At 59.7% G+C, this 19,182-nt stretch carries 18 protein-coding genes; 9 read left to right on the top strand and 9 right to left on the bottom strand.

Annotated features, from left to right (window positions below):
• Positions 1-66: 66 nt before the first annotated feature.
• The 7 genes from H5T73_03550 to dnaA all read right to left on the bottom strand — a co-directional run bounded on the left by H5T73_03550 (position 67) and on the right by dnaA (position 9,350).
• Positions 67-492: an archease gene (locus H5T73_03550; GenBank protein ID MBC7246840.1), complete on the bottom strand. Its 426-nt coding sequence runs from the start codon at positions 490-492 to the stop codon at positions 67-69.
• Positions 470-2,962 carry a DNA gyrase subunit A gene (gyrA, locus tag H5T73_03545; protein MBC7246839.1) on the bottom strand — a complete coding sequence of 831 codons (2,493 nt, stop codon included), beginning with the start codon at positions 2,960-2,962 and terminating at the stop codon, positions 470-472. The genes H5T73_03550 and gyrA overlap by 23 nt, the downstream gene beginning before the upstream one ends.
• A 68-nt stretch (positions 2,963-3,030) precedes the next feature.
• Entirely contained in the window at positions 3,031-4,950 is a 1,920-nt protein-coding gene (gyrB, locus tag H5T73_03540; GenBank protein MBC7246838.1) for a DNA topoisomerase (ATP-hydrolyzing) subunit B, read from the bottom strand.
• A gap of 173 nt (positions 4,951-5,123) precedes the next feature.
• A complete protein-coding gene (locus tag H5T73_03535) occupies positions 5,124-5,402 on the bottom strand; it encodes a DUF721 domain-containing protein (GenBank protein ID MBC7246837.1) in 279 nt (92 codons plus the stop codon).
• A gap of 194 nt (positions 5,403-5,596) precedes the next feature.
• Complete coding sequence (locus H5T73_03530) at positions 5,597-6,637, bottom strand: DNA replication/repair protein RecF (GenBank protein MBC7246836.1); 1,041 nt, start codon at positions 6,635-6,637, stop codon at positions 5,597-5,599.
• 3 nt (positions 6,638-6,640) lie between these two features.
• Positions 6,641-7,729, bottom strand: coding sequence for a DNA polymerase III subunit beta (gene dnaN, locus H5T73_03525; GenBank protein ID MBC7246835.1), 1,089 nt, complete (start codon positions 7,727-7,729; stop codon positions 6,641-6,643).
• Positions 7,730-7,997: 268 nt separating this feature from the next.
• Positions 7,998-9,350: a chromosomal replication initiator protein DnaA gene (dnaA, locus tag H5T73_03520; protein ID MBC7246834.1), complete on the bottom strand. Its 1,353-nt coding sequence runs from the start codon at positions 9,348-9,350 to the stop codon at positions 7,998-8,000.
• Between the two features lie 587 nt (positions 9,351-9,937).
• On the opposite strand from dnaA, the gene rpmH reads away from it, so the two are divergent.
• The 8 genes from rpmH to H5T73_03480 all read left to right on the top strand — a co-directional run bounded on the left by rpmH (position 9,938) and on the right by H5T73_03480 (position 15,349).
• The gene (rpmH, locus tag H5T73_03515) at positions 9,938-10,072 is read left to right on the top strand and encodes a 50S ribosomal protein L34 (GenBank protein MBC7246833.1); all 135 of its coding nucleotides are present in this window, start codon (positions 9,938-9,940) and stop codon (positions 10,070-10,072) included.
• A 6-nt stretch (positions 10,073-10,078) separates the two neighbouring features.
• A complete protein-coding gene (rnpA, locus tag H5T73_03510; protein MBC7246832.1) occupies positions 10,079-10,387 on the top strand; it encodes a ribonuclease P protein component in 309 nt (102 codons plus the stop codon).
• Complete coding sequence (gene yidD / locus H5T73_03505) at positions 10,330-10,635, top strand: membrane protein insertion efficiency factor YidD (GenBank protein MBC7246831.1); 306 nt, start codon at positions 10,330-10,332, stop codon at positions 10,633-10,635. The genes rnpA and yidD overlap by 58 nt, the downstream gene beginning before the upstream one ends.
• A gap of 7 nt (positions 10,636-10,642) precedes the next feature.
• Positions 10,643-11,704, top strand: coding sequence for a membrane protein insertase YidC (yidC, locus tag H5T73_03500; protein ID MBC7246830.1), 1,062 nt, complete (start codon positions 10,643-10,645; stop codon positions 11,702-11,704).
• A 49-nt stretch (positions 11,705-11,753) separates the two neighbouring features.
• Entirely contained in the window at positions 11,754-12,209 is a 456-nt protein-coding gene (locus H5T73_03495; GenBank protein ID MBC7246829.1) for a KH domain-containing protein, read from the top strand.
• Positions 12,210-12,864: 655 nt separating this feature from the next.
• Positions 12,865-13,587, top strand: coding sequence for a 16S rRNA (guanine(527)-N(7))-methyltransferase RsmG (gene rsmG / locus H5T73_03490; GenBank protein MBC7246828.1), 723 nt, complete (start codon positions 12,865-12,867; stop codon positions 13,585-13,587).
• 159 nt (positions 13,588-13,746) lie between these two features.
• Positions 13,747-14,496, top strand: a complete 750-nt coding sequence (locus H5T73_03485; GenBank protein MBC7246827.1) for a ParA family protein — start codon at positions 13,747-13,749, stop codon at positions 14,494-14,496.
• Positions 14,489-15,349, top strand: coding sequence for a ParB/RepB/Spo0J family partition protein (locus H5T73_03480; GenBank protein ID MBC7246826.1), 861 nt, complete (start codon positions 14,489-14,491; stop codon positions 15,347-15,349). The genes H5T73_03485 and H5T73_03480 overlap by 8 nt, the downstream gene beginning before the upstream one ends.
• Before the next feature lie 35 nt (positions 15,350-15,384).
• Here H5T73_03480 and H5T73_03475 read toward each other — a convergent pair whose 3' ends face one another.
• Both H5T73_03475 and H5T73_03470 read right to left on the bottom strand, forming a co-directional pair.
• Positions 15,385-16,323, bottom strand: a complete 939-nt coding sequence (locus tag H5T73_03475) for a D-alanine--D-alanine ligase (protein ID MBC7246825.1) — start codon at positions 16,321-16,323, stop codon at positions 15,385-15,387.
• A 13-nt stretch (positions 16,324-16,336) separates the two neighbouring features.
• Positions 16,337-17,617 (bottom strand): PLP-dependent aminotransferase family protein, encoded by a 1,281-nt coding sequence (locus tag H5T73_03470; GenBank protein ID MBC7246824.1) that lies wholly within the window; start codon positions 17,615-17,617, stop codon positions 16,337-16,339.
• Between the two features lie 543 nt (positions 17,618-18,160).
• Here H5T73_03470 and H5T73_03465 point away from each other — a divergent pair.
• Positions 18,161-19,006, top strand: coding sequence for a protein-glutamate O-methyltransferase CheR (locus H5T73_03465; GenBank protein MBC7246823.1), 846 nt, complete (start codon positions 18,161-18,163; stop codon positions 19,004-19,006).
• Positions 19,007-19,182: the final 176 nt, after the last annotated feature.

Genomic DNA, 19,182 nt, shown 5'->3' with positions numbered 1-19,182 from the left:
AGGCCTTCCTTTCCCGGCGCCTGCCGCGCCGCGAGCGGCCGTGCCTTCCCTCAGCATACCCTCGGGTCACACATCGAATATGACCTGGGCCTCCCAGCGGCCCTCCCGCTCCGCCAGCTCCAGCATGTGGTAGGTGGGGGCCTTGACCTCGCCGGAGACCTTGTGCCTGGCGGCATCCAACGGTTCGCCCAGCCCCCAGCCCCTCACCTCCTGCCGGGAGATATCCTCCACCTCGAAATCGCGGAAGGCCCAGCCCTCCGTCTCCACCAGGTATATTATCTCGGAGAGCCACGCGACGAGCAGCGCCTTCTCGTCGTCGGCCCGTGCCTCTATCCTCACCCTCCGCGACCCCTCCACCGCCTCCGGGTCGTACATGAGAGACACCATCCCCAGCGCGCACTGCTCGAAGACCTCCGCACGGGAAAGGCCGCGAGCCCTGATGCCCACGTCCGCGGTATGTTCGATGAACTCAAACCCTTTCAGGCTCTTCACCTTCCCGGGGTTCTTCGTCGTCCCGGGGCGACTGCGCGATCCCCTCCCGCGACGCGAGGTGGGCGATGGAGGCGACGCGGTCCTCGCCCTTGAGGCTCATTATCTTCACTCCCTGGGTGACGCGCCCCATGCGAGAGATATCGTCAATGGGCACCCTGATGACCACGCCGTCCACGGATATGGCCATGAGCTCCTGGTTTTCCCTGACCACCCTCGCCCCCGCGATGCGGCCCTTCGCGGCGCCAGCCGCCATGGTCCTCACCCCCTTGCCGCCGCGCCGCCTGCGGGGATACCTCGATATGGCCGTCCTCTTGCCATAGCCCAGCTCGGTGATGATGAAGAGGTCGGCGTCCTCCGCTGCGATCCCCATGGCGATGAGCTCGTCCTCCGGAGAAAGCCTTATCCCTCTCACGCCCCGGGTGTCCCTTCCCATGGGGCGGCAATCGGTCTCCGGAAAGCGCAACGCCTGTCCCTCCCGGGTGACCAGGATGAGGTCGCTCTTGCCGTCCGTGAGGCGCGTGTCTATCACCTCGTCCCCTTCCTGCAGGTCGATGGCGATGAGCCCGTCCCTGCGCGGCGAGTCGTACAGGCGGAAGGGCGTTTTCTTGATCATGCCCCTCGCCGTCGCCATGACCAGGAAGCTGTCCTCTGGGTAGTCGCGCGTGGCGATCACGGAACATATCTTCTCTCCCGGCCCAAGGGGGAGGAGGTTCACAAGCGCCTGGCCCCGCGAGGTGCGCGAGCCCTCCGGAAGCTCGTACACCTTCAGGCGGTACGACCTCCCGCGGTTGGAGAAGAAGTGGATATAGTGGTGAGTGGAGGCCACGAAGAGGTGCTCGACGAAGTCGCCCTCCTTGAGGTTCATGCCCGCCACGCCCTTGCCCCCTCTGCGCTGCGTGCGGTAGGTGGTGATGGGCAGCCTCTTGGCGTAGCCGGAATGGGTTATGGTCACCACCACCTCCTCGTCGGCGATGAGGTCCTCGATCTCCAGGTCCTCGTAGTCGGGCACTATCTCGGTGCGGCGCGGGTCCCCGTACTTCTTCTTTATCTCCCGCAGCTCCTCCACGATGATGCCCCGGAGCTTGCTCTCGTCGGCGAGGATCTCCTTCAGCCGGGCGATCTCCTTCTTCAACTCCTTGTGCTCTTCCTTCACCTTCTCCCTCTCGAGGCCGGTGAGCCTCTGCAGCCGCATGTCCAGTATGGCCTGCGCCTGTTCCTCGCTCAGCTTGAACCGCTTCATTAGGCCGTCGCGGGCATCCGGAACGGTGCGTGATCTCTTGATGAGTTCTATCACCTCTTCCAGGTTGGCCAGCGCGACCAGGAGGCCCTCGAGGATGTGCGCCCGCTTCTCCGCCCTGTCCAGCTCGAAGCGCGTCCTCCTTGTCACCACCTCCAGCTGGTGCTCCACGTACCCGGCCAGCATCTCCTTGAGGTTGAGCACGCGCGGAACGCCCCCCACCAGGGCGAGCATGATGATGCCGAAGGACTCCTGGAGTTGCGTGTGCTTGTACAGCTGGTTCAACACCACCTGCGGCTGGCTTTCCCTGCGCAGCTCTATCACCAGCCTCATGCCCGAGCGGTCGCTCTCGTCCCTCAGGTCGGCGATGCCACCGATCTTCTTGCTGCGCACCAGCTCCGCTATCCTCTCCGTGAGCCTCGCCTTGTTCACCTGGTAGGGTATCTCGGTCACCACGATATTGCTGCGCCCCGACTTGGTCTGCTCCACGTGCGCCCTGCCCCTCACCCTTATCACGCCGCGACCGCTCTCGTAGGCCTCCCTTATGCCCTCCAGGCCCATGACCATGCCGCCGGTGGGAAAGTCCGGCCCCTTGATGTGCTTCATGAGGTCCTTCGTCTCCGCCTCCGGGTTCTCTATGAGCGCTATGGTCGCGTCTATCACCTCGCCCAGGTTATGGGGAGGGATGTTGGTGGACATCCCCACCGCTATCCCTGACGAGCCGTTGGCCAGGAGGTTCGGGAAGCGCGAGGGCAGGACCACGGGCTCCTGCAGCGAACCGTCGTAGTTGGGGGTGAAGTCCACCGTCTCCTTGTCTATGTCGCGCAGCATCTCCATGCTGATGGGCGACAGCCTGGCCTCGGTGTAGCGCATCGCCGCCGGGCTGTCGCCGTCCACCGATCCGAAGTTGCCGTGCCCGTCCACCAGCTCGTAGCGGCACGAGAAGTCCTGCGCCATGCGCACCAGGGTGTCGTAGATGGCCGCGTCGCCGTGGGGATGGTACTTTCCCATCACGTCGCCCACCACCCTCGCCGACTTGCGGTAAGGCCGGTTGGGCGTGAGGTTCTGCTCGAACATGCCGTAGAGTATGCGCCTGTGCACTGGCTTGAGGCCGTCTCTCACGTCCGGGAGCGCCCTGCCCACGATCACGCTCATGGCGTAATCCATGTAGGAGCGCCTCATCTCCTCCTCGATCTCCACGGGCTTTATCTTTCCGGCGAGCGCTTGCACCATTCTCTCTTCCTCCCAAGGATCAGGATCGTCGCAGTGTGCTCAATCGCTCGATGCGCGGTGGCTTCGCGTCATATGTCCAGGAAGCGGACGTTCCTGGCATGTTTCTGGATGAACCGCCGTCGCGCCTCCACGTCGTCACCCATGAGGGTGTTGAAAATCTCGTCGGCGATTATCGCGTCCTCCAGGGTTACCTGCATCAGTACGCGCTTCTCGGGGTTCATGGTCGTCTCCCAGAGCTGCTCCGCGTTCATCTCGCCCAGGCCCTTGTACCTCTGGATCTCGTACTTCCTGCCGTCGAAGCGCGACAGGAGCTCTTCCATCTCCGCGTCGCTGTAGGCGTAGTAGTCGGTCTTGTCGCAATGCACGCGGTAGAGGGGCGGCTGGGCGATGTACACGTACCCCGCCTCTATCATCTCCTGCATGTAGCGGAAGAAAAAGGTGAGGATGAGGGTGCGGATGTGGGCGCCGTCGACGTCGGCGTCGGTCATGATTATGGCCTTGTGGTAGCGCGCCCTGGAGATATCGAACTCCTCCCCGATGCCCGTGCCCGCCGCCGAGATGATGGCCTGTATCTCGCTGTTGTTCAGGATCTTGTGCAGGCGCGCCTTCTCCACGTTCAATATCTTTCCCTTCAACGGCAGTATGGCCTGGAAGCGCCTGTCCCGGGCCTGCTTCGCCGACCCGCCTGCCGAGTCCCCCTCCACCAGGTATATCTCGCAGAGAGAGGGGTCCCTCATGGAGCAGTCGGCGAGCTTTCCCGGCAGCGACGTGCTCTCCAGCAGGCCCTTGCGGCGCGTCAGCTCCCTGGCGTTCCTGGCGGCTATGCGCGCCTTGGACGCCCCTATGACCTTCGTGAGGATGGCCCGGGCCTCGCTGGGGTGTTCCTCGAACCACTCCGCGAGCTTCGTGTTCACCGTGGACTCCACGAACCCCTTGATGTCCGTGTTGCCCAACTTCGTCTTCGTCTGCCCCTCGAACTGCGGCTCGCGCAGTTTAACGCTGACGATCGCTGCCAGCCCCTCCCTCACGTCCTCCCCGATGAGGTTCTGGTCCTTTTCCTTCAGGAAGCCCTTCTTGCGCCCGTAATCGTTGATGACCCTGGTCAGGGCGGCCTTGAAGCCGGCCAGGTGGGACCCGCCCTCGTGGGTGTTGATGTTGTTGGCGAAGGTGTAGATGTTCTCCACGTACCCCTTATTGTACTGGAGGGCGATCTCGACCTGGGCGTCCTCCTGCTCGGCGCACATGTATATTATCCTGCCGTGTAGCGGGTCCTTGTTGGCGTTGATGTGCTTGATGAAGTCGATGACGCCGCCCTCGTACCTGTAAACCACCTCCTCGGGCGGCTCCTTTCTTTCGTCCTTGATCTCTATCCTGAGGCCCCGGTTGAGGAAGGCCATCTCCCTCATCCTCTGGGCGATGGTGTCGAAATCGAACTCCACCGTCTCGAAGATGTCCGGGTCGGGGGCGAAACTGATGATGGTGCCGGTGCGGTTGGTCTCGCCCACCACCCTTAGCTCGCTAACGGGTGTCCCCTTCTCGTATCTCTGCTGGTATACCTTTCCCTCCCTTCCCACCTCCAGCACCAGCCACTTGGAGAGGGCGTTGACCACGGAGACCCCCACCCCGTGCAGTCCGCCCGAAACCTTGTAAACCTTGCCCCCGAACTTTCCGCCCGCGTGCAGCGTGGTCAGCACCACCTCCGCCGCCGGCCTCTTCTGCTTCTCCATGATGCCCACGGGTATGCCGCGGCCGTCATCCACGACGGTTATGCTGTTGTCCCCGTGGATGGTTATCCAGATGTTCTTGCAGTAACCCGCCAGGCACTCGTCGATGCTGTTATCCACCACCTCGTATACCAGGTGGTGGAGACCCCGCGGGCCCGTGGATCCTATGTACATGCTGGGGCGCCTCTTTACCGCCTCCAGCCCCTCGAGAACGGCTATCGATTTCTCGTCGTAGCTCTCGGTCCTTTCCGTCGCTCCCTCCATTTCTCCTCCGTTTGCCTGTTTCCACATGCTTTATCACGCGCTAAATCCGGCCCCGAACGGCCCTTTCTCCCCGCCTTTTAGCCCGTAACAGCGGATGTTTTTCCGCTTTTTATTATATCACCAGCAGACGCCGGATGTTGTGGCGTTGTTCCCTCTTCACATGACCTTAATCTTTACTTTACGTTTACCTTTATTATGATCTCCCTGATCTCCACCCCCGTTTTCCTGGTTATTTCCTCCCTTACCGTCTCGCTCGCGTAACCGAATTCCTGCGCCCACACGTGGGACTCCACCCTCACGTACAGCCTGCCCTCCTCCAGCCTGTAGGGTTCGGCGTAGGACGGACAGGCGGATAGGGATGCCCACGCTCCTTTGATCGCCGCGAGCTCCTCCGCGGCACCCATGCCCGCCCCTCTCAGAATTTCCCTGACGAGTTCCCCTATCTCCCGCAACCTCGTACAACCCCTTTACATATTCCAGCATTGCCGGCCGTGCATCCGGCCTCCCCGCGTGCCCCTGCCCCAGGCTTCGGCCACCCCGTCTCCCTCCTGTCATTTTATCCCCGCCCGGGGACAGGTCCCCCTCCCCTTCCCTCGTCCCTCTTCTCCTTCAAGCCGACCCCCAGCCCCAGAAGCCCTGCATAGTCCTACAGGTATATCCTCTCCGACACGGCGTCCGCGGCCACATCGTCCGTCGACGTGACTATCACCTGTCCCCAGCCCTCGAGCAGCGTCAGCAGCGCCTCTCGGTTTCTCGCGTCCAGCTCGGAGAAGCAGTCGTCGAGGAGCAGGACCGGTCTCCTTCCGCTGTATTCCTCGATGATGTCCGCCTGCGCCAATCTCAGGAGGAGCGACAGAATCTTCTGCTCCCCCTGCGAGCACCTGCTCCTGGCACTCTCCCCGTTGTACGTAAAGAACAGCTCGTCCCTGTGCGGCCCCAGGAGGGTCATCCCCCTCCTGATCTCGGCTTCCTCGAGCATGCGCAGCTTCTCCTCGTTTCCGCCGACCCCTTTTTCCTCCCCGCCGTGCTCTCCCCCCGTCGTGAGCATATTGCTGTAGTACCTGGTTCTTATCTCACCTACTCCCCACCCGGACGCGAAAATTTTCATCGCCCGCGTCGCCCTCTCCGCCATCCCCATTCTTTCCCTGGTTATCTCCTCTCCTCTTTCCAACAACAGGGTGTTCCAGTGTCTTATCCTCTCCCTTCCCCATACCTCTCTTCTTACCATCCTTATGGCCTCGTTGCGCTGCTTCAGTATCCTTGCGTATTCCCTGCTCAGCTCCCGGTAACCCTTCTTTACCAGCCCCACCGTCTCGTCGAGATACCTCCTCCTTTCCTCCGGCCCCCCTTTTACCAGGTAGATGTCGTCAGGCATGTACGCTACCGCGTCGAAACCCCGCGCTTCTCTCCGCCTCACCTCTCCTTCCCTTTCGACCCGTGTCTCTCCCCTCTCCTCACCACCCTCCCCTACCCACCCTCTCACCAGCGCACTCTCCTCTCCCGTCCTCACCACTTCCTTCAGATCCGCCGTGCGCGGGGATCTTCCCTCCAACAATACAAAAACGGCCTCCAGCAGGTTCGTCTTGCCGGTGCCGTTCTCCCCGATTATGAGATTTATCCCGGGTTTTAACTCTACCTGTTTTTCGGGATAGTTCCTGAAGTTTTCAAGATATATCCTTCTTATCAATTCCTATATCCTTACGGGCATTATTATGTATGTGAAATCGTCCTTTTCCTTCCCTTTTATCACTCCCGGCTTCAGCGGTTCCGTCACACCTATCATCACTTCCTCGTCCTCCACCGAGATCAGGCCGTCCTCCACGAACTTGCTGTTAAAGGCTATCACCATCGGTTCCCCGTTATAATCGACCTTCAGGGTTTCCTTTCCCTCTCCTACCTCCCTCGACTCCCCCATCACCGTGAGCTCCTCGCCCTCGATACTGAACCTGACCACCGCGTTCACGAGCGATATCCTCTTTACGGCCCCTACCATTTCCTCCTTCCCGACTATGACCCTTTTTTCTACCCCCTCCGGTATAAACTGCTCGTATTTGGGGAACTTCCCCTCTATTAACCGTATCGTGTAGTCCACTCCACCGCCGCTCAACCTTACCTGCCCCTTGTTATCGTTCCTGTAGAGGCTCACCTTCTCTTCCCCACCTATTATCCTTGTAAAATTAAGGAGAGCGTTGCTCGGTATTATGTATGCGTCTTCCTCGAGTATCTCGAACCCGTCGCTTATCGCGTCAATCGCGAGCCTGTAGCTGTCCGTGCTCACCATCTTTATCCTCCCGGCACCCAATTCCACGAGGATACCCGTGAGGGTCGGCCTCTTCTCGTCCTTCGAAGCCGCTCTCGCCACCCTCTGCACCGACTTCATGAGTGCGGAAGCCTCTATTCCCCTTGCCACCTCGTAGTCCACCTCGGGAGTCGCCGGGAACTCGTCCGCCGGGAGCGTGAACAACTTAAAAAATGCACTGCTTCCCTCCAGCACCGCCTCGTTTCCCACAGTGTAGAAGGACAGTTTTTCGTCCCTCATGTCCCTCAATATCTCCATGAACAGCTTGTGATTCACCACACAGGTCCCTTCTTCCTCAACCTGCGCCGCACAGGTCGTCGTGGTTGATGACTCCAGATCGTTGGAGTTGAGAACAAGGGATCCAGGAACGGACGTTATCTTGAGGCCCGACAGTATGGGCATCATACCCCTTGTGCTTACGGAATACTGCAGCGTCTGGACGGCCTTTACCAGGTCATCACGAAGGGCGTTGAATCTCATCTTTATACCTCCTGACTAAAGTCTATCAGCATCACTTTTATTGACTTTCTGAAGATGATGGATGATATATAAAATAAATCTCTTCATAGTCATCATATGACCTGTCGATAATGTTGAAATCGTGTAAAAGAAGGGATAGAAGGCGGATATATTGGATAAATAAACTGTTTATAAGAGTGCTTTTTATGAACAAAGGAACGGATAAAATTGTCGTTTTTCTAAAGAGTGTGTTCATGGTCATTTTTTTTCTACAACCCTTCAACGGCATCTACGGGACTTTTTGTGGATAACCGTGTTTTAAACGGTTGGTTATCTTCTGAACCATTTGATAGATATCACGCTTCTCCTTGATAAGAGCACGTATCTTCTCCACGGAATGGATGGCGGTGGAGTGGTGGCGGCCCCCCAGCGCGTTGCTTATGACGGGAAGGGAGGCATCCGTAAGCTCACGGCAGAGATACATGCACACCTGCCTTGCGGTGACCAGGTTGCGTGAGCGGCTGGAGCTGGTGAGCTGTTCGACGGATATATTGAAACAATCCGCTGTCTCCCTGATTATCTCGTCTATGGTGATCGTCCTCGCCTCCTGTTCGGGGAGGATGACTCGAAGAACCTCTACGGCTTGGGAGAGGCTTACGGGCTCCTTGGTGAGGCTCGCATGCGCCACCACCCTTATGAGTGCACCCTCCAGCTCGCGGATATTGGAATCAAAACGCGAGGCTATGTACTCGATGACCTCGTAAGGCACCTCTCTCCTGTCAAGGGCCGCTTTCTTCTGGAGAATGGCGATGCGCGTTTCGAGATCCGGAGGCTGGATGTCGGTGATGAGCCCCCAGCCAAAACGGGATTTCAACCTGTCCTCGAGGGTGGGGATTTCATTGGGCGTGCGGTCGCTGCTCAGAACGATTTGTTTGTTGTTGTTATAGAGGTCGTTGAAGGTGTGAAAGAACTCCTCCTGGATGCGCTCTTTTTTGGCCAGGATCTGGATATCGTCAAGTAGAAGGACGTCACAGGAACGGTAGGTCTTCTGAAAGGAGGGAAAGCTGTTCTCGCGAACGGCCTCGATGTAGTCGTTTACGAACTTTTCGGTCGGCACGTACTGAACTTTTAAGTTAGGGTAGAGCTTTCTGGTGTAGTGCCCGATAGCGTGCAGCAGGTGTGTTTTGCCGAGCCCCACACCCCCGTAGATGAAGAGAGGGTTGAAACAGGTGGGGTTTTCCGATACGGAAAGGGCAGCCGCGTGGGCGAACCTGTTACTTGGACCTATGATGAAGGTCTCGAAAGTGAACCTCGGGCTGAGGTCCTCTGGAGAGCTGTCCTCATCGAGGATGTTCACGTCAAGGTAGACGGGCTTTCGGCCGCTCCCCTTTCGCCTGTCCTTGAACGTTAGCCTGACGTCGGTTATGCCGTCCCCGCTCTCTGCAACAACCTCTCGTATAAGGTTAAGAAAGCGTTTTTCCACCCACTCCTTTGTGAATACGTTATTGGTGTAGAGGACGAGGGCGTTTCCGTCCACGTGGTCAAAATGCACGTTTTTAAGCCACATAGAGAAGGAGTCGGGAAAGCGGTCGAGGATGATCTTCTTATATTTATCCCATAAAGAACCGTCTTTTGAGGTCATCTGATCATCCCCCGAGGCAGGTCTCACGGTCGTTCTCCGGGGGTATTCTATTACAGCCCTTGAAGCCCCCGCAAGTGGGTTTCGGCACTTTCTTGATGGAATTTTCTGCTATATGGCAAAGTGTGCGAAAGCCCAGCATAAAAGCGCTATCGAAAAGTTTTCCACAGGATTTTGCACAGCTGTTGAAAAGCGAATTCCTCGCGATCCAACCTCTTTTTCAGCAATGCGATCGCTCTTAAATATCAACAAGCGCGACCATCACAATAATGCACGTTATAGGCCACCCCGGGCATATCGATAACGGGAAGCATAGCGCTTTCCGGCATGATGCCGTATGCCAGACGCGGCGGCGTCGGGATGATCGCTGGGACGAGGTTGGGGGCGCAGCGCGAACGGACGAGCGAGGTTGAAGTGTTTAAGAGAAAGAAAGCGGCGGGAAAGCGAAGACGTACGAAAAAAACAACAGGACCACCTGGGGAGCAAGACGGGAGAGGAGAAAGAAAAGAGAGGGAAGGGGAAGGGGTGGGTTTCCTTGACACCCATAGGGGCCGCAGATATAATTTTCCTGCTTTTTTGGAGGTAAGGAGATGAAAAGAACATATCAGCCAAATACCAGAAAAAGGAAAAAGAACCACGGGTTCCGCAGGAGGATGAGCACGCGCGCCGGCCGGGCCATCCTGAAGAGGAGGAGGCTGAAGGGCAGAAGGCGCCTGAGCGCTTGATACCGCATGGAAACCCTGAAGAAGAGCCGCCAGTTCAAGAAGGTGTTGCAGGGCGGAAGCAGGGAAAAACTGGAAACAATAGTCGTCTGCAGGCTTCCCCAAAAGGAAGGGATTACCAGGATAGGAATAACCGTTTCCAGGAAAGCGGGCAGGAGCGTTGAGCGGAACAGGATAAGGAGAAGGGTGAAGGAGGCGCTGAGAAGAAACGCCTCCTTTTTGCCTGAGAGCGAGGATATAGTGATAATAGCGGGAAGGAGATGCCTCGAGGCCGACTTCAAAAGCATAGAGGAAGACATAAGAAGGCTGGGAAAGTGAGAAAAGCAAAGAACAAGGAAAAAAGCGCGATAGGCGCAAGGATAGTGGTGGGAATGATCAAGGCTTACAGGGCCCTGATATCGAGTTGGACGCCGCCGAGATGCCGCTTTTACCCCTCGTGTTCGCAGTACATGATACAGGCGGTCGAGAGATTCGGTGCGGTAAGGGGAGTGTCAATGGGAGTACGCAGAATATGCCGCTGCCACCCCTGGAACGACGGAGGCTATGACCCTCTACCGGAGGGATAGAGATACGATGAATGCGTTCGGCGATATATGGAACGGAATTGTTGCGGGGCTCAACTTCCTGCTGCAGGCGTTCTACAAGTTTTCCGGAAGCTACGGCATAGCCATAATCCTTCTGACCCTCCTTATAAAGATGGTGTTGCTGCCACTCACCATCAGGCAGACCAGGTCTATGATAGCCATGCAGAAGATCCAGCCCGAGATCAGGAAGCTGCAGGAGAAGTACAAGGACGACAAGGAAAAGCTCTCCCAGGAGATGATGAAATTCTACAAGGAGAACAAGGTGAACCCCCTGGGGGGCTGCCTTCCTCTTTTACTGCAGATGCCGGTTTTCTTCGCCCTGTTCACCGTTTTGAGGAAGTACCTCATGACACCGCCGGCGATAATCGTTGGCAACACGTTCGCGATATTCAAGAACCTGCCCGGTTTTGGACAGGGAGCAACGGCGGCCTACGCCGCGCTTCCCATAACGAAAAGCGCAGGCTTCCTGTGGTTGGGAAACCTGGCGGACACAACGCGCACAGCCGACCCCACCTTCGTGCTCATCATATTGCTGGCGGCGTCGACCTGGTACTCGCAGAAGCAGGTGATGAGTGACCCGCGGCAGAAGAACATGCTCATAATCATGCCCTTGATAACCGCGTTTATAGGGATAAGCCTTCCGGCGGGCGTGGTGCTTTACTGGCTGACCACCAATATTCTGCAGATATTACAGCAGTTGGGGATGGAGTTGTACGACAAGAGGTTTAAAAAAGAAGAGAAGGCGCCCATTGCGGCCAAGGCGGAGTCCGCGGGAAAAAAGGCGGTGGCGGGTGGGGCAAAACCCGGCATGAAAGCAAAAGCCGGGGAAGGCAAGGCCGCGGTTGCCGGGAAAAAGCCCGCGGGCCCGCAGGGAAAAAAGGCGACGCAACCGGCGGGAAGAAAAGCGGAGCCGGCCGGTAAGAAGGGCGCCGGTACGACTCCTGCCAGGGGAAAGGGCGCCGGCGGAGGAACTCCGCCCAAGCCAACACGGGGACAAGCGCCCCCCAAGAAGAAAAAACCAAAGGGACCGCCGCCACACAAGAAGCGCTGACTTTAAGGCGGCTCTTGCGCGGGCGGCCGAGGTAATAAGGGGAGGAAGCATGGAGGCCATCGAGAGATCTGTTACCCCGAAGAGCGTGGTGGTGGACATCGTCAACATGATGAACTTGAGAACACGCGTGACGTCCTGGGAAGACGAGGAAGAAATCCACGTGGATGTGTGGGGAGACGGGCTCGGTATACTGATCGGGAAGGGCGGGGCGACGCTGCAGGCCCTGCAGGACCTGGTGACCGTGATAATACGGAGAAATTGCGGGGAGGAGAGAAGAATAACCATCGACGTGGAGAGGTATCGCGAGCGTAGAAGGCAGAAGCTGCGGGAATATGCGGAAAGGATGGCCGAAAAGGCGGTTACCACAGGAAGGCCCGTCAGGCTGGACCCCATGAGCTCAAGGGAAAGAAAAATAATACACGACGCACTTAAAGACATTCCCGGAGTCGAGAGCAAGAGCGAGGGAGAAGAGCCCCAGAGAAGGGTGATCATCTCGCCCGCGTGAGGCGGAGACGGAGAGCCGCAGCGGTACGTTTCACGTGAAACACGACCAAGCCGCGCAAAGGCTAAAGCGTTACTTCAGGTTAAGACCCCTGCCATTATGACCCGTTCAAGCACAATTGGCGGAAATGCCGATGTTCTGTTTCACGTGAAACATGTATGGACATGGCAAGTGAACGGGCAGCCAGGCAAAAACCCGGCGACGCCGGAGCTCGAAAACCAAACCCCAGATAAGCGCGTACAAGCGCGATAAGCGTGCGCCGCCTGGAACATGCGGGCGCATGAAAAGGTCAAGGAGATACGCGAGAGCCCGTGAAAACCCGCATATTAGAGGTTAATTCGTAGGGAAAGGAATGAAAGATCTTGAAGCAGTCTTCACGCAGGCAAAGGGTATGGGAAATGGGGGCAACGGGGCGTTGAGAGCAGGAGCAGGACCGGGGCCTTCAGCCATGAAAGGAAAAAGCCGGGCGGAATAGAAATAAATAGAAAATATAATATAGCAAAAACAGCTTGACATGGGTTAAATTGTCATACACAGGGATTGTCGTGGGCTTTGGCCGGGCGAAAATCTCGCAAACACGCCCGGGCAGTTCGTTTGCAGGGCAAAAGGGAGCCCTGGAGCGAAAATCTTGGCGGTGATGGCGGCCGGGAGCGCTTTGATGCAGGAAGAACGCAACAGGATTGCGGAAGTGCTGGCATACTCGCTTGATAGGGCGGCGAAAAGGATGGGCCTCTCTTTCGGGGAGGAACAGAAGGAGAAGGCGGCACTTTACCTGAGGGAGCTGGTGCGCTGGAACAGGGCATACAACCTGGTGGGCAGGAAGCTGGGGCCCGAGGAGCTGGTGGGGCTCTTCGTGGACGCGATAACGCCCCTTGCCGTAAAGGGGTTACTCGGCGGCTCGCAAGAGGTTCTGGACATCGGTGCCGGCGCGGGAATGCCCGGGGTTCCGCTCTACATCATGGGGGGGCCGTTCCCCCTGACGCTGATGGAGGCACAGAGGAAAAAGGTGACGTTTCTCAGGCATATATGCAAAACGCTCGCGCTGGAAGGGGCGCAGGTCTATGCGGGGCGGCTGGAGGAGGCAAGGCGCGTTGAGGATATGCAGAACGCTTTCGACCTGGTGCTTGCGAGGGCGGTGATGGAGCCGTTACGCCTGTGCCGCATGGCGAGGCCCCTCCTTGCCGAGGGGGGTATCGCCCTTCTTTACCTAGGGAAGAAGGACATGGAGACGGTCAGGAAGAAATCGGCCGTGCCGGGAATTGATGGCTGGCGCATGGAGGCCGTGAGGTCCACGCAGAGGATCGTGCAGAAGGACCTGTACCTCGTTTTGCTGAGAAAGAGCGACAATGGCAAGGCCTGGGGCTGCGGGAAGATATCCTGAGCGAAACGCGACATCGATGGCGGAGCACAGGAATGCCGCATGCCGCCGTCGGGCTCCAGGAGAAGGCAGGCGGTGAGGGTATGAGCAAAGCGCGAGGTGAGAAAATTGTGGGGTGATGAGCAGAAGCTTGAGAACGGGGGCCCACGCCCCGCGAAGGTGATGGCAATAGCAAACCAGAAAGGCGGGGTGGGCAAGAGCACAACCGCCATTAACCTCGGAGCCTACCTGGCGATCGAGGGGAAAAGGGTGCTCGTCGTCGACCTGGACCCCCAGAGCAACGCCACCAGCGGCCTCGGGATCGGCCCCTACACGGATGGCCAGCAGATCTACGACGTACTGGTCAACGAGGTGCCCATCAAGGAGATCATCATCCCGACCTCTACGAAGGGCCTGGATATAGCGCCCTCATCCTTGCGACTGGCCGGTGCGGAGGTAGAGCTGGTATCCATGCTTTCCAGGGAAAGCAGACTGAGAAAGAGCCTTGAGCAGGTGAGGGGCGAATACGACATCATCCTTATAGACTGCCCGCCCTCCCTGGGCCTGCTCACCGTTAATGCCTTGGCGGCCGCCGATGAGGTCATCATCCCCATACAGTGCGAGTATTACGCGCTCGAGGGGTTGGTGCTGCTGCTGCGGACCATCGAAAAGATAAAGGTCTACCTTAACTCTGAACTACGCATCGGGGGGATACTCCTCACCATGCACGACGCGCGCACCAACATCTCCCGCCAGGTGATGGAGGAGGTTCGCAGGCAGTATCCCAGGGAGACCTTCCAGACGGTCATCCCGAGGAACGTAAGGCTTAGCGAGGCGCCCAGCTACGGCAAGCCCATAGCCGAGTACGACCCACATTCGAGGGGTGCGGAGGCGTACCACGAGTTGGCGAAGGAAGTGATATCCCATGACTAAGAGAGGCCTTGGAAAGGGATTGAATGCGTTGATCACCTCCAGCGTGTCCGCGGAGCAGGCGCGCCAGGAGATGATACCAGTGGACAGCATTTCCCCCAACCCCCTGCAACCCAGGAAGAAGTTCAAGGAAGAGAGCCTGGAAGAGCTGGCCGAATCCCTGAAGGAACACGGGGTGGTGCAGCCGGTGATCGTGCGGCCCTCGGGAACGGGCTACGAGTTGCTGGTGGGAGAGCGCAGGTGGAGAGCCGCCCAGATGGCGGGCATAAAGGCCATCCCGGCGGTCATACGGGAGGCCGAGGCCTCACAATGCCTGGAGGTGGCGCTGGTGGAGAACCTCCACCGGGACGACCTCAACGGCATCGAGGAAGCAACAGCCTATCGGCAGCTGATGGAGGACTTCGGCCTTACGCAAGAGGAGATATCGCAAAAGGTGGGCAAAAGCAGGTCGGCGGTGGCGAACGCGCTTCGCTTGCTTCAACTTCCAGTTGAGGTTCAGGCATCCATAGTAGCCGAAGAGATCTCGCCCGGGCACGCCCGCGCACTCCTCGCGCTGCAAGGAGATCCTTACCAGTCGGTGCTCCTGCAGCGCATAGTGGACGAGGGTCTGTCGGTAAGGCAGACGGAGGAGATAGTCCGCAGGCGCCTGGAGGGAGCAGGCGACAGGGAGAAGGCAAAGGAAAAGCCGAGGGCGCTGGAGGAGTACGCCGAGATCATCGCGGCCGGCCTGAAAGCGAAGGTCAAGGTCCTGCAGGGGAAGAGAAAAGGGAAGATCGTCATAGAGTTCAAGGGAGAGAAAGACCTGCGGCGCATCCTGGAGGAGATGGGGATAGCGGCGGCGGGTCCCGGTTCCTGAGGGCGCGACCGAGGCTCCAGGGCAGCAGGGATGCTTCAGGAATATTTTTCCAGAGCGAGCCGCACCAGCCTGCCTACCAGGTCGCGGAAGCTCAGGCCCGCGGCCTCCGCGGCCATGGGCAGAAGGCTGGACTCCGTCATGCCGGGGCTTATGTTCAACTCCAGGACCTGGGGAACCCCCTCCCCATCCACGATGATGTCCACACGCGATACGTTCTGGCACTCCAGGGCCCGGTGGGCGCGCAGGGCCGCGTCCACGACCCTTCCGGCGACCTCCCCGTCGAGCCTGGCGGGGCAGAAATAGTCGGTGGCGCCCAGCGTGTAGCGCGAGTCGAAATCGAAGAAGCCGCTGCGGGGAACGATCTCCACGACGGGAAGCACCTCCAGCTCCTCGTTTCCGAGGATGCTCACGGCCACCTCGGTACCGCTCACGTAACGCTCGAGGAGCACGCGGTCGTCGTAGTGAAGCGCCGAGCGCACGGCCTCCGGCAGCCCTTCCTCCTCGTGGACCACACGCACCCCCAGGGCGGAGCCCTGCGCCACCGGCTTGACCACCAGCGGAAAGCCCAGCTTCGTGGCTATGAGGGGAAGGGCGTGCAGTGAGCCCATTTCCCGGAAAGCCGCTTCGCTGAGCACAAAGAAAGGCGGGGTGGGGACTCCGTGGCGCCGGAAGATCTCCTTGCTCAGCGCCTTGTTGAAGCCCACGGCGCTGGAATAGACTCCGGGCCCCGTGTAGGGGATGTCCATGATCTCCAACAACTCCTGCACCGTGCCGTCCTCGCCGAACTTGCCGTGCAGGGAGATGTAGACGAGGTCGAGCCCGGCGTCCTTCAGGCTCGGGACGAGGGTCTCGTCCACGTCGTACTCGATGACCTCATGCCCCAGCTCCCGCAGGGCATGCGAGACCCTCCTCCCCGAGCGAAGGGAGATGTCTCTCTCCAGGGACCTGCCCCCCATAAGGATACCGATACGCATGGCGTTCAACCCCCTATTCCTCATCGCCGGCGCCGCCATCGGCGGATTTTTTGCGCAGGCCGAGGGACTCGGCCAGCGCCACCTCTCTCTTCACGACCTTGGCCAGCCGCCTCACGCCCTCCCAGAGCACGTCCGGCTCCGCGTAGCTGAAATTGAGGCGCATGCAGTTTTCTCCGCCCTTGTACGGGAAGAAACCGCTGCCGGGAACGTATGCCACCTTGGCGTCGATGGCGGAGGCGAGCATCTCGGAAGTGTTGATGTAATCGGGAAGGGTCGCCCAGACGAAGAGCCCACCCTGCGGGCGCGTCCAGCTGCACAGCTCTCCCAGGAACTCCTCCAGGGCGGAGAGAAGCGTGTTCCTCCGCTCCCGGTATATCTCCACCAGCTGCCGGAGCTGTCCTCGCCAGTCCTCCTCCGCGAAGTAGAGGTGGGCGATCCTCTGGGTGAACGAGGAGGTGCAGAGGTCGGCCGACTGCTTGGCCAGCAGAAGCTTTTCCAGGATAGGGTGGGGGGCGGCCACCCACCCTATCCTCATGCCGGCGGAGAATATCTTGGAGAGCGTGCCGAGGTATACCACCCTTCCCTCGTCGAGGCTGCGCAGGGTGGGCTCGGGATCGCCCTCGAAGCGCAGCATGCCGTAGGGGTTGTCCTCCACCACCAGGCAGTCGAACTCCTCCGCCGTCTCGAGGAGCGCGTAACGGCGCTCGCGGCTCATGGTGATGCCTGCCGGATTCTGGAAATTAGGCACGGTGTAGATGAACTTCACCCGCTCTCCCCTTTCCGCCAGCGCGCGCAGGGTTTCCCGCAGCCCGCCGAGGTCCATGCCCTTCTCGTCCATGGGGATGGCGTGTATCTCGGGCTGGTAGCTGAGGAAGCTCTGCAGGGCGCCCACGTAGCTCGGCGCCTCCGTCACGATGTGGTCGCCGGGGTTGAGGAATATCTTGGAAATTATTTCCAACCCCTGCTGGGCGCCGTTGGTGACGATGATGTCCTCGGGAAGGCAGGGAGTTCCCTCCTCGCGCATCACCTCCGCGAGGCTGTGCTTCAGGGGCGCATACCCGTCCGTGGGCCCGTATTGCAGCGCGGAGGCGCAGTCCTCCTCGATGACCCTTCTCACCAGGCGCATCACCACCCGGGGATCGAAGGCCTGCGTGTAGGGGAGGCCCCCGGCGAGCGAGATGATGTCGGGGCGGGCCGTGACCTCGAGGAGGTCCCGGATCTCCGATGAGAGCATGCTGGAGGTCCGGTGAGCGTACTTCTCGCCGAAAGGATCGAGCACGTACTTCGGGGACATCCCTCAACACCTCTCTTGCCGACGGGCCCGCGGCGCGAGGGCCGCCAACGCTTGAGATGTAGTATACCAGCAGGGAGGAGTGGTTGCAGGTGGGCGGGCTTCCGCGGCGCGAGCCCGGATACCGGGGCAGGAACAAACGCGCGCCGCCCGTGCCGGAGGGCTGGGCGCCGGGCCGGCAGCCTCGCGGCGGATGTCCCGCGACGGGAGGGAATGGCGCGGCCGGCAAGGGCCCGGTATGCGGGCGGGCTCGGGGGCGGCCGCGGGAAGGAAGAGCGAGCACGTACGCGCTTGCGGGAGGGACCAAGGATGCGGGAAGGGCGGGAAAGGGCAGGGGAGATGGCGGCAAGGAGCGGGAAGCCGAGGGGAAGCGGGATGGCGGGCGGAAAAAGGGGGGAGGGCGCCGAAGGGATCGCCCGCCAGATCAAGGTGGGCCTGCGGCAAGTCGATAAATCCCTTTGACGGGATGCTCAACGGCGCACCTGCCCCGCGGCGGAAGGGAAGAGGCGCGGGCAGGCGCAAGGACGGCGCGAGGCGAGGACGACGATGGCGGGTTGCCGGGGAGAAGCGATAGGAAGTGAACGCGAGGAGCAGGGGCTCGAGCTGCTGCTGCGACACCTCAACCAGCAGATCGGACTCGATCTGAAACAGTACAAACCCAACTACCTGAAAAGGCGCATAGGGGTACGCATGCGGGCGACCGGGTGTTCGGATTACCTGGAGTACCGCCAGCTCCTGCGGCAGGATCCCGGCGAGGCCAGGAGGCTCATCAACGACCTCACCATCAACGTGACGGAGTTCTTCCGCGACCAGGACGTGTTCGAGGCGCTGAGGTCGCACGTCATCCCGGAGATAATGCGGCACAAGAGGGAGCAGCGCATATACAGCCTGCGGGCATGGAGCGCCGGTTGTGCGACGGGGGAAGAGCCGTACTCCCTAGCCATCCTGTTTTTAGAAGAAATTGGTAAGACAAAGAGAGAGGAACCGTGGACGGTCCGCATAACCGCGTCCGACCTCGACGACAAGGCGCTGATGAAGGCAAAGCTGGGCATCTACGAGGAGATAAGGTTGCTCCCGGGCATCAGGGCGGAAGACCATTTCCTGCCGCTCGCGAGCGGGTACATGGTGCGCGAGGAGGTGAAGCGTCCGGTGCGCTTTCTCCTCCTGGACCTGGTGAAGCCCCCGCCCCTGCGCCAGCTCGACCTCATCCTCTGTCGCAACGTGCTGATCTACTTCGAGAAGGAAAAGCAGGCGGCGATACTGGAGATCTTCCGCAGGTGCCTGAGGCCCGGGGGCTTTCTCGTGCTGGGAAAGAGCGAGGCCATAGTTAGATCGGAGGACAGCGGCTTCGTGCCCTACCGGAGAAGGGAAAGGGTGTATATGCGGCAATAGGGCAGCGAGCGGTGTGTCGAGGGCGGCAGGGCGCCGGGCATACCGGCCCCGGCCGCGGAGGCACGCGGCGGGAGCGGCCCACGGGAAGGAAGAAGTGCTGGATGAATATAAAACTATAACGGAACGATGCCGAAAAAGGCCATAGCGGCATTTTTCCGGGACCGCGGACCGTGGTA

This window comes from Actinomycetota bacterium (genome assembly GCA_014360655.1).
Classification (GTDB): domain Bacteria; phylum Actinomycetota; class Geothermincolia; order Geothermincolales; family RBG-13-55-18; genus JACIXC01.
The sequence above is the reverse complement of the archived record's forward strand: the minus strand, read 5'-3'. Positions and strand labels throughout refer to the sequence as shown.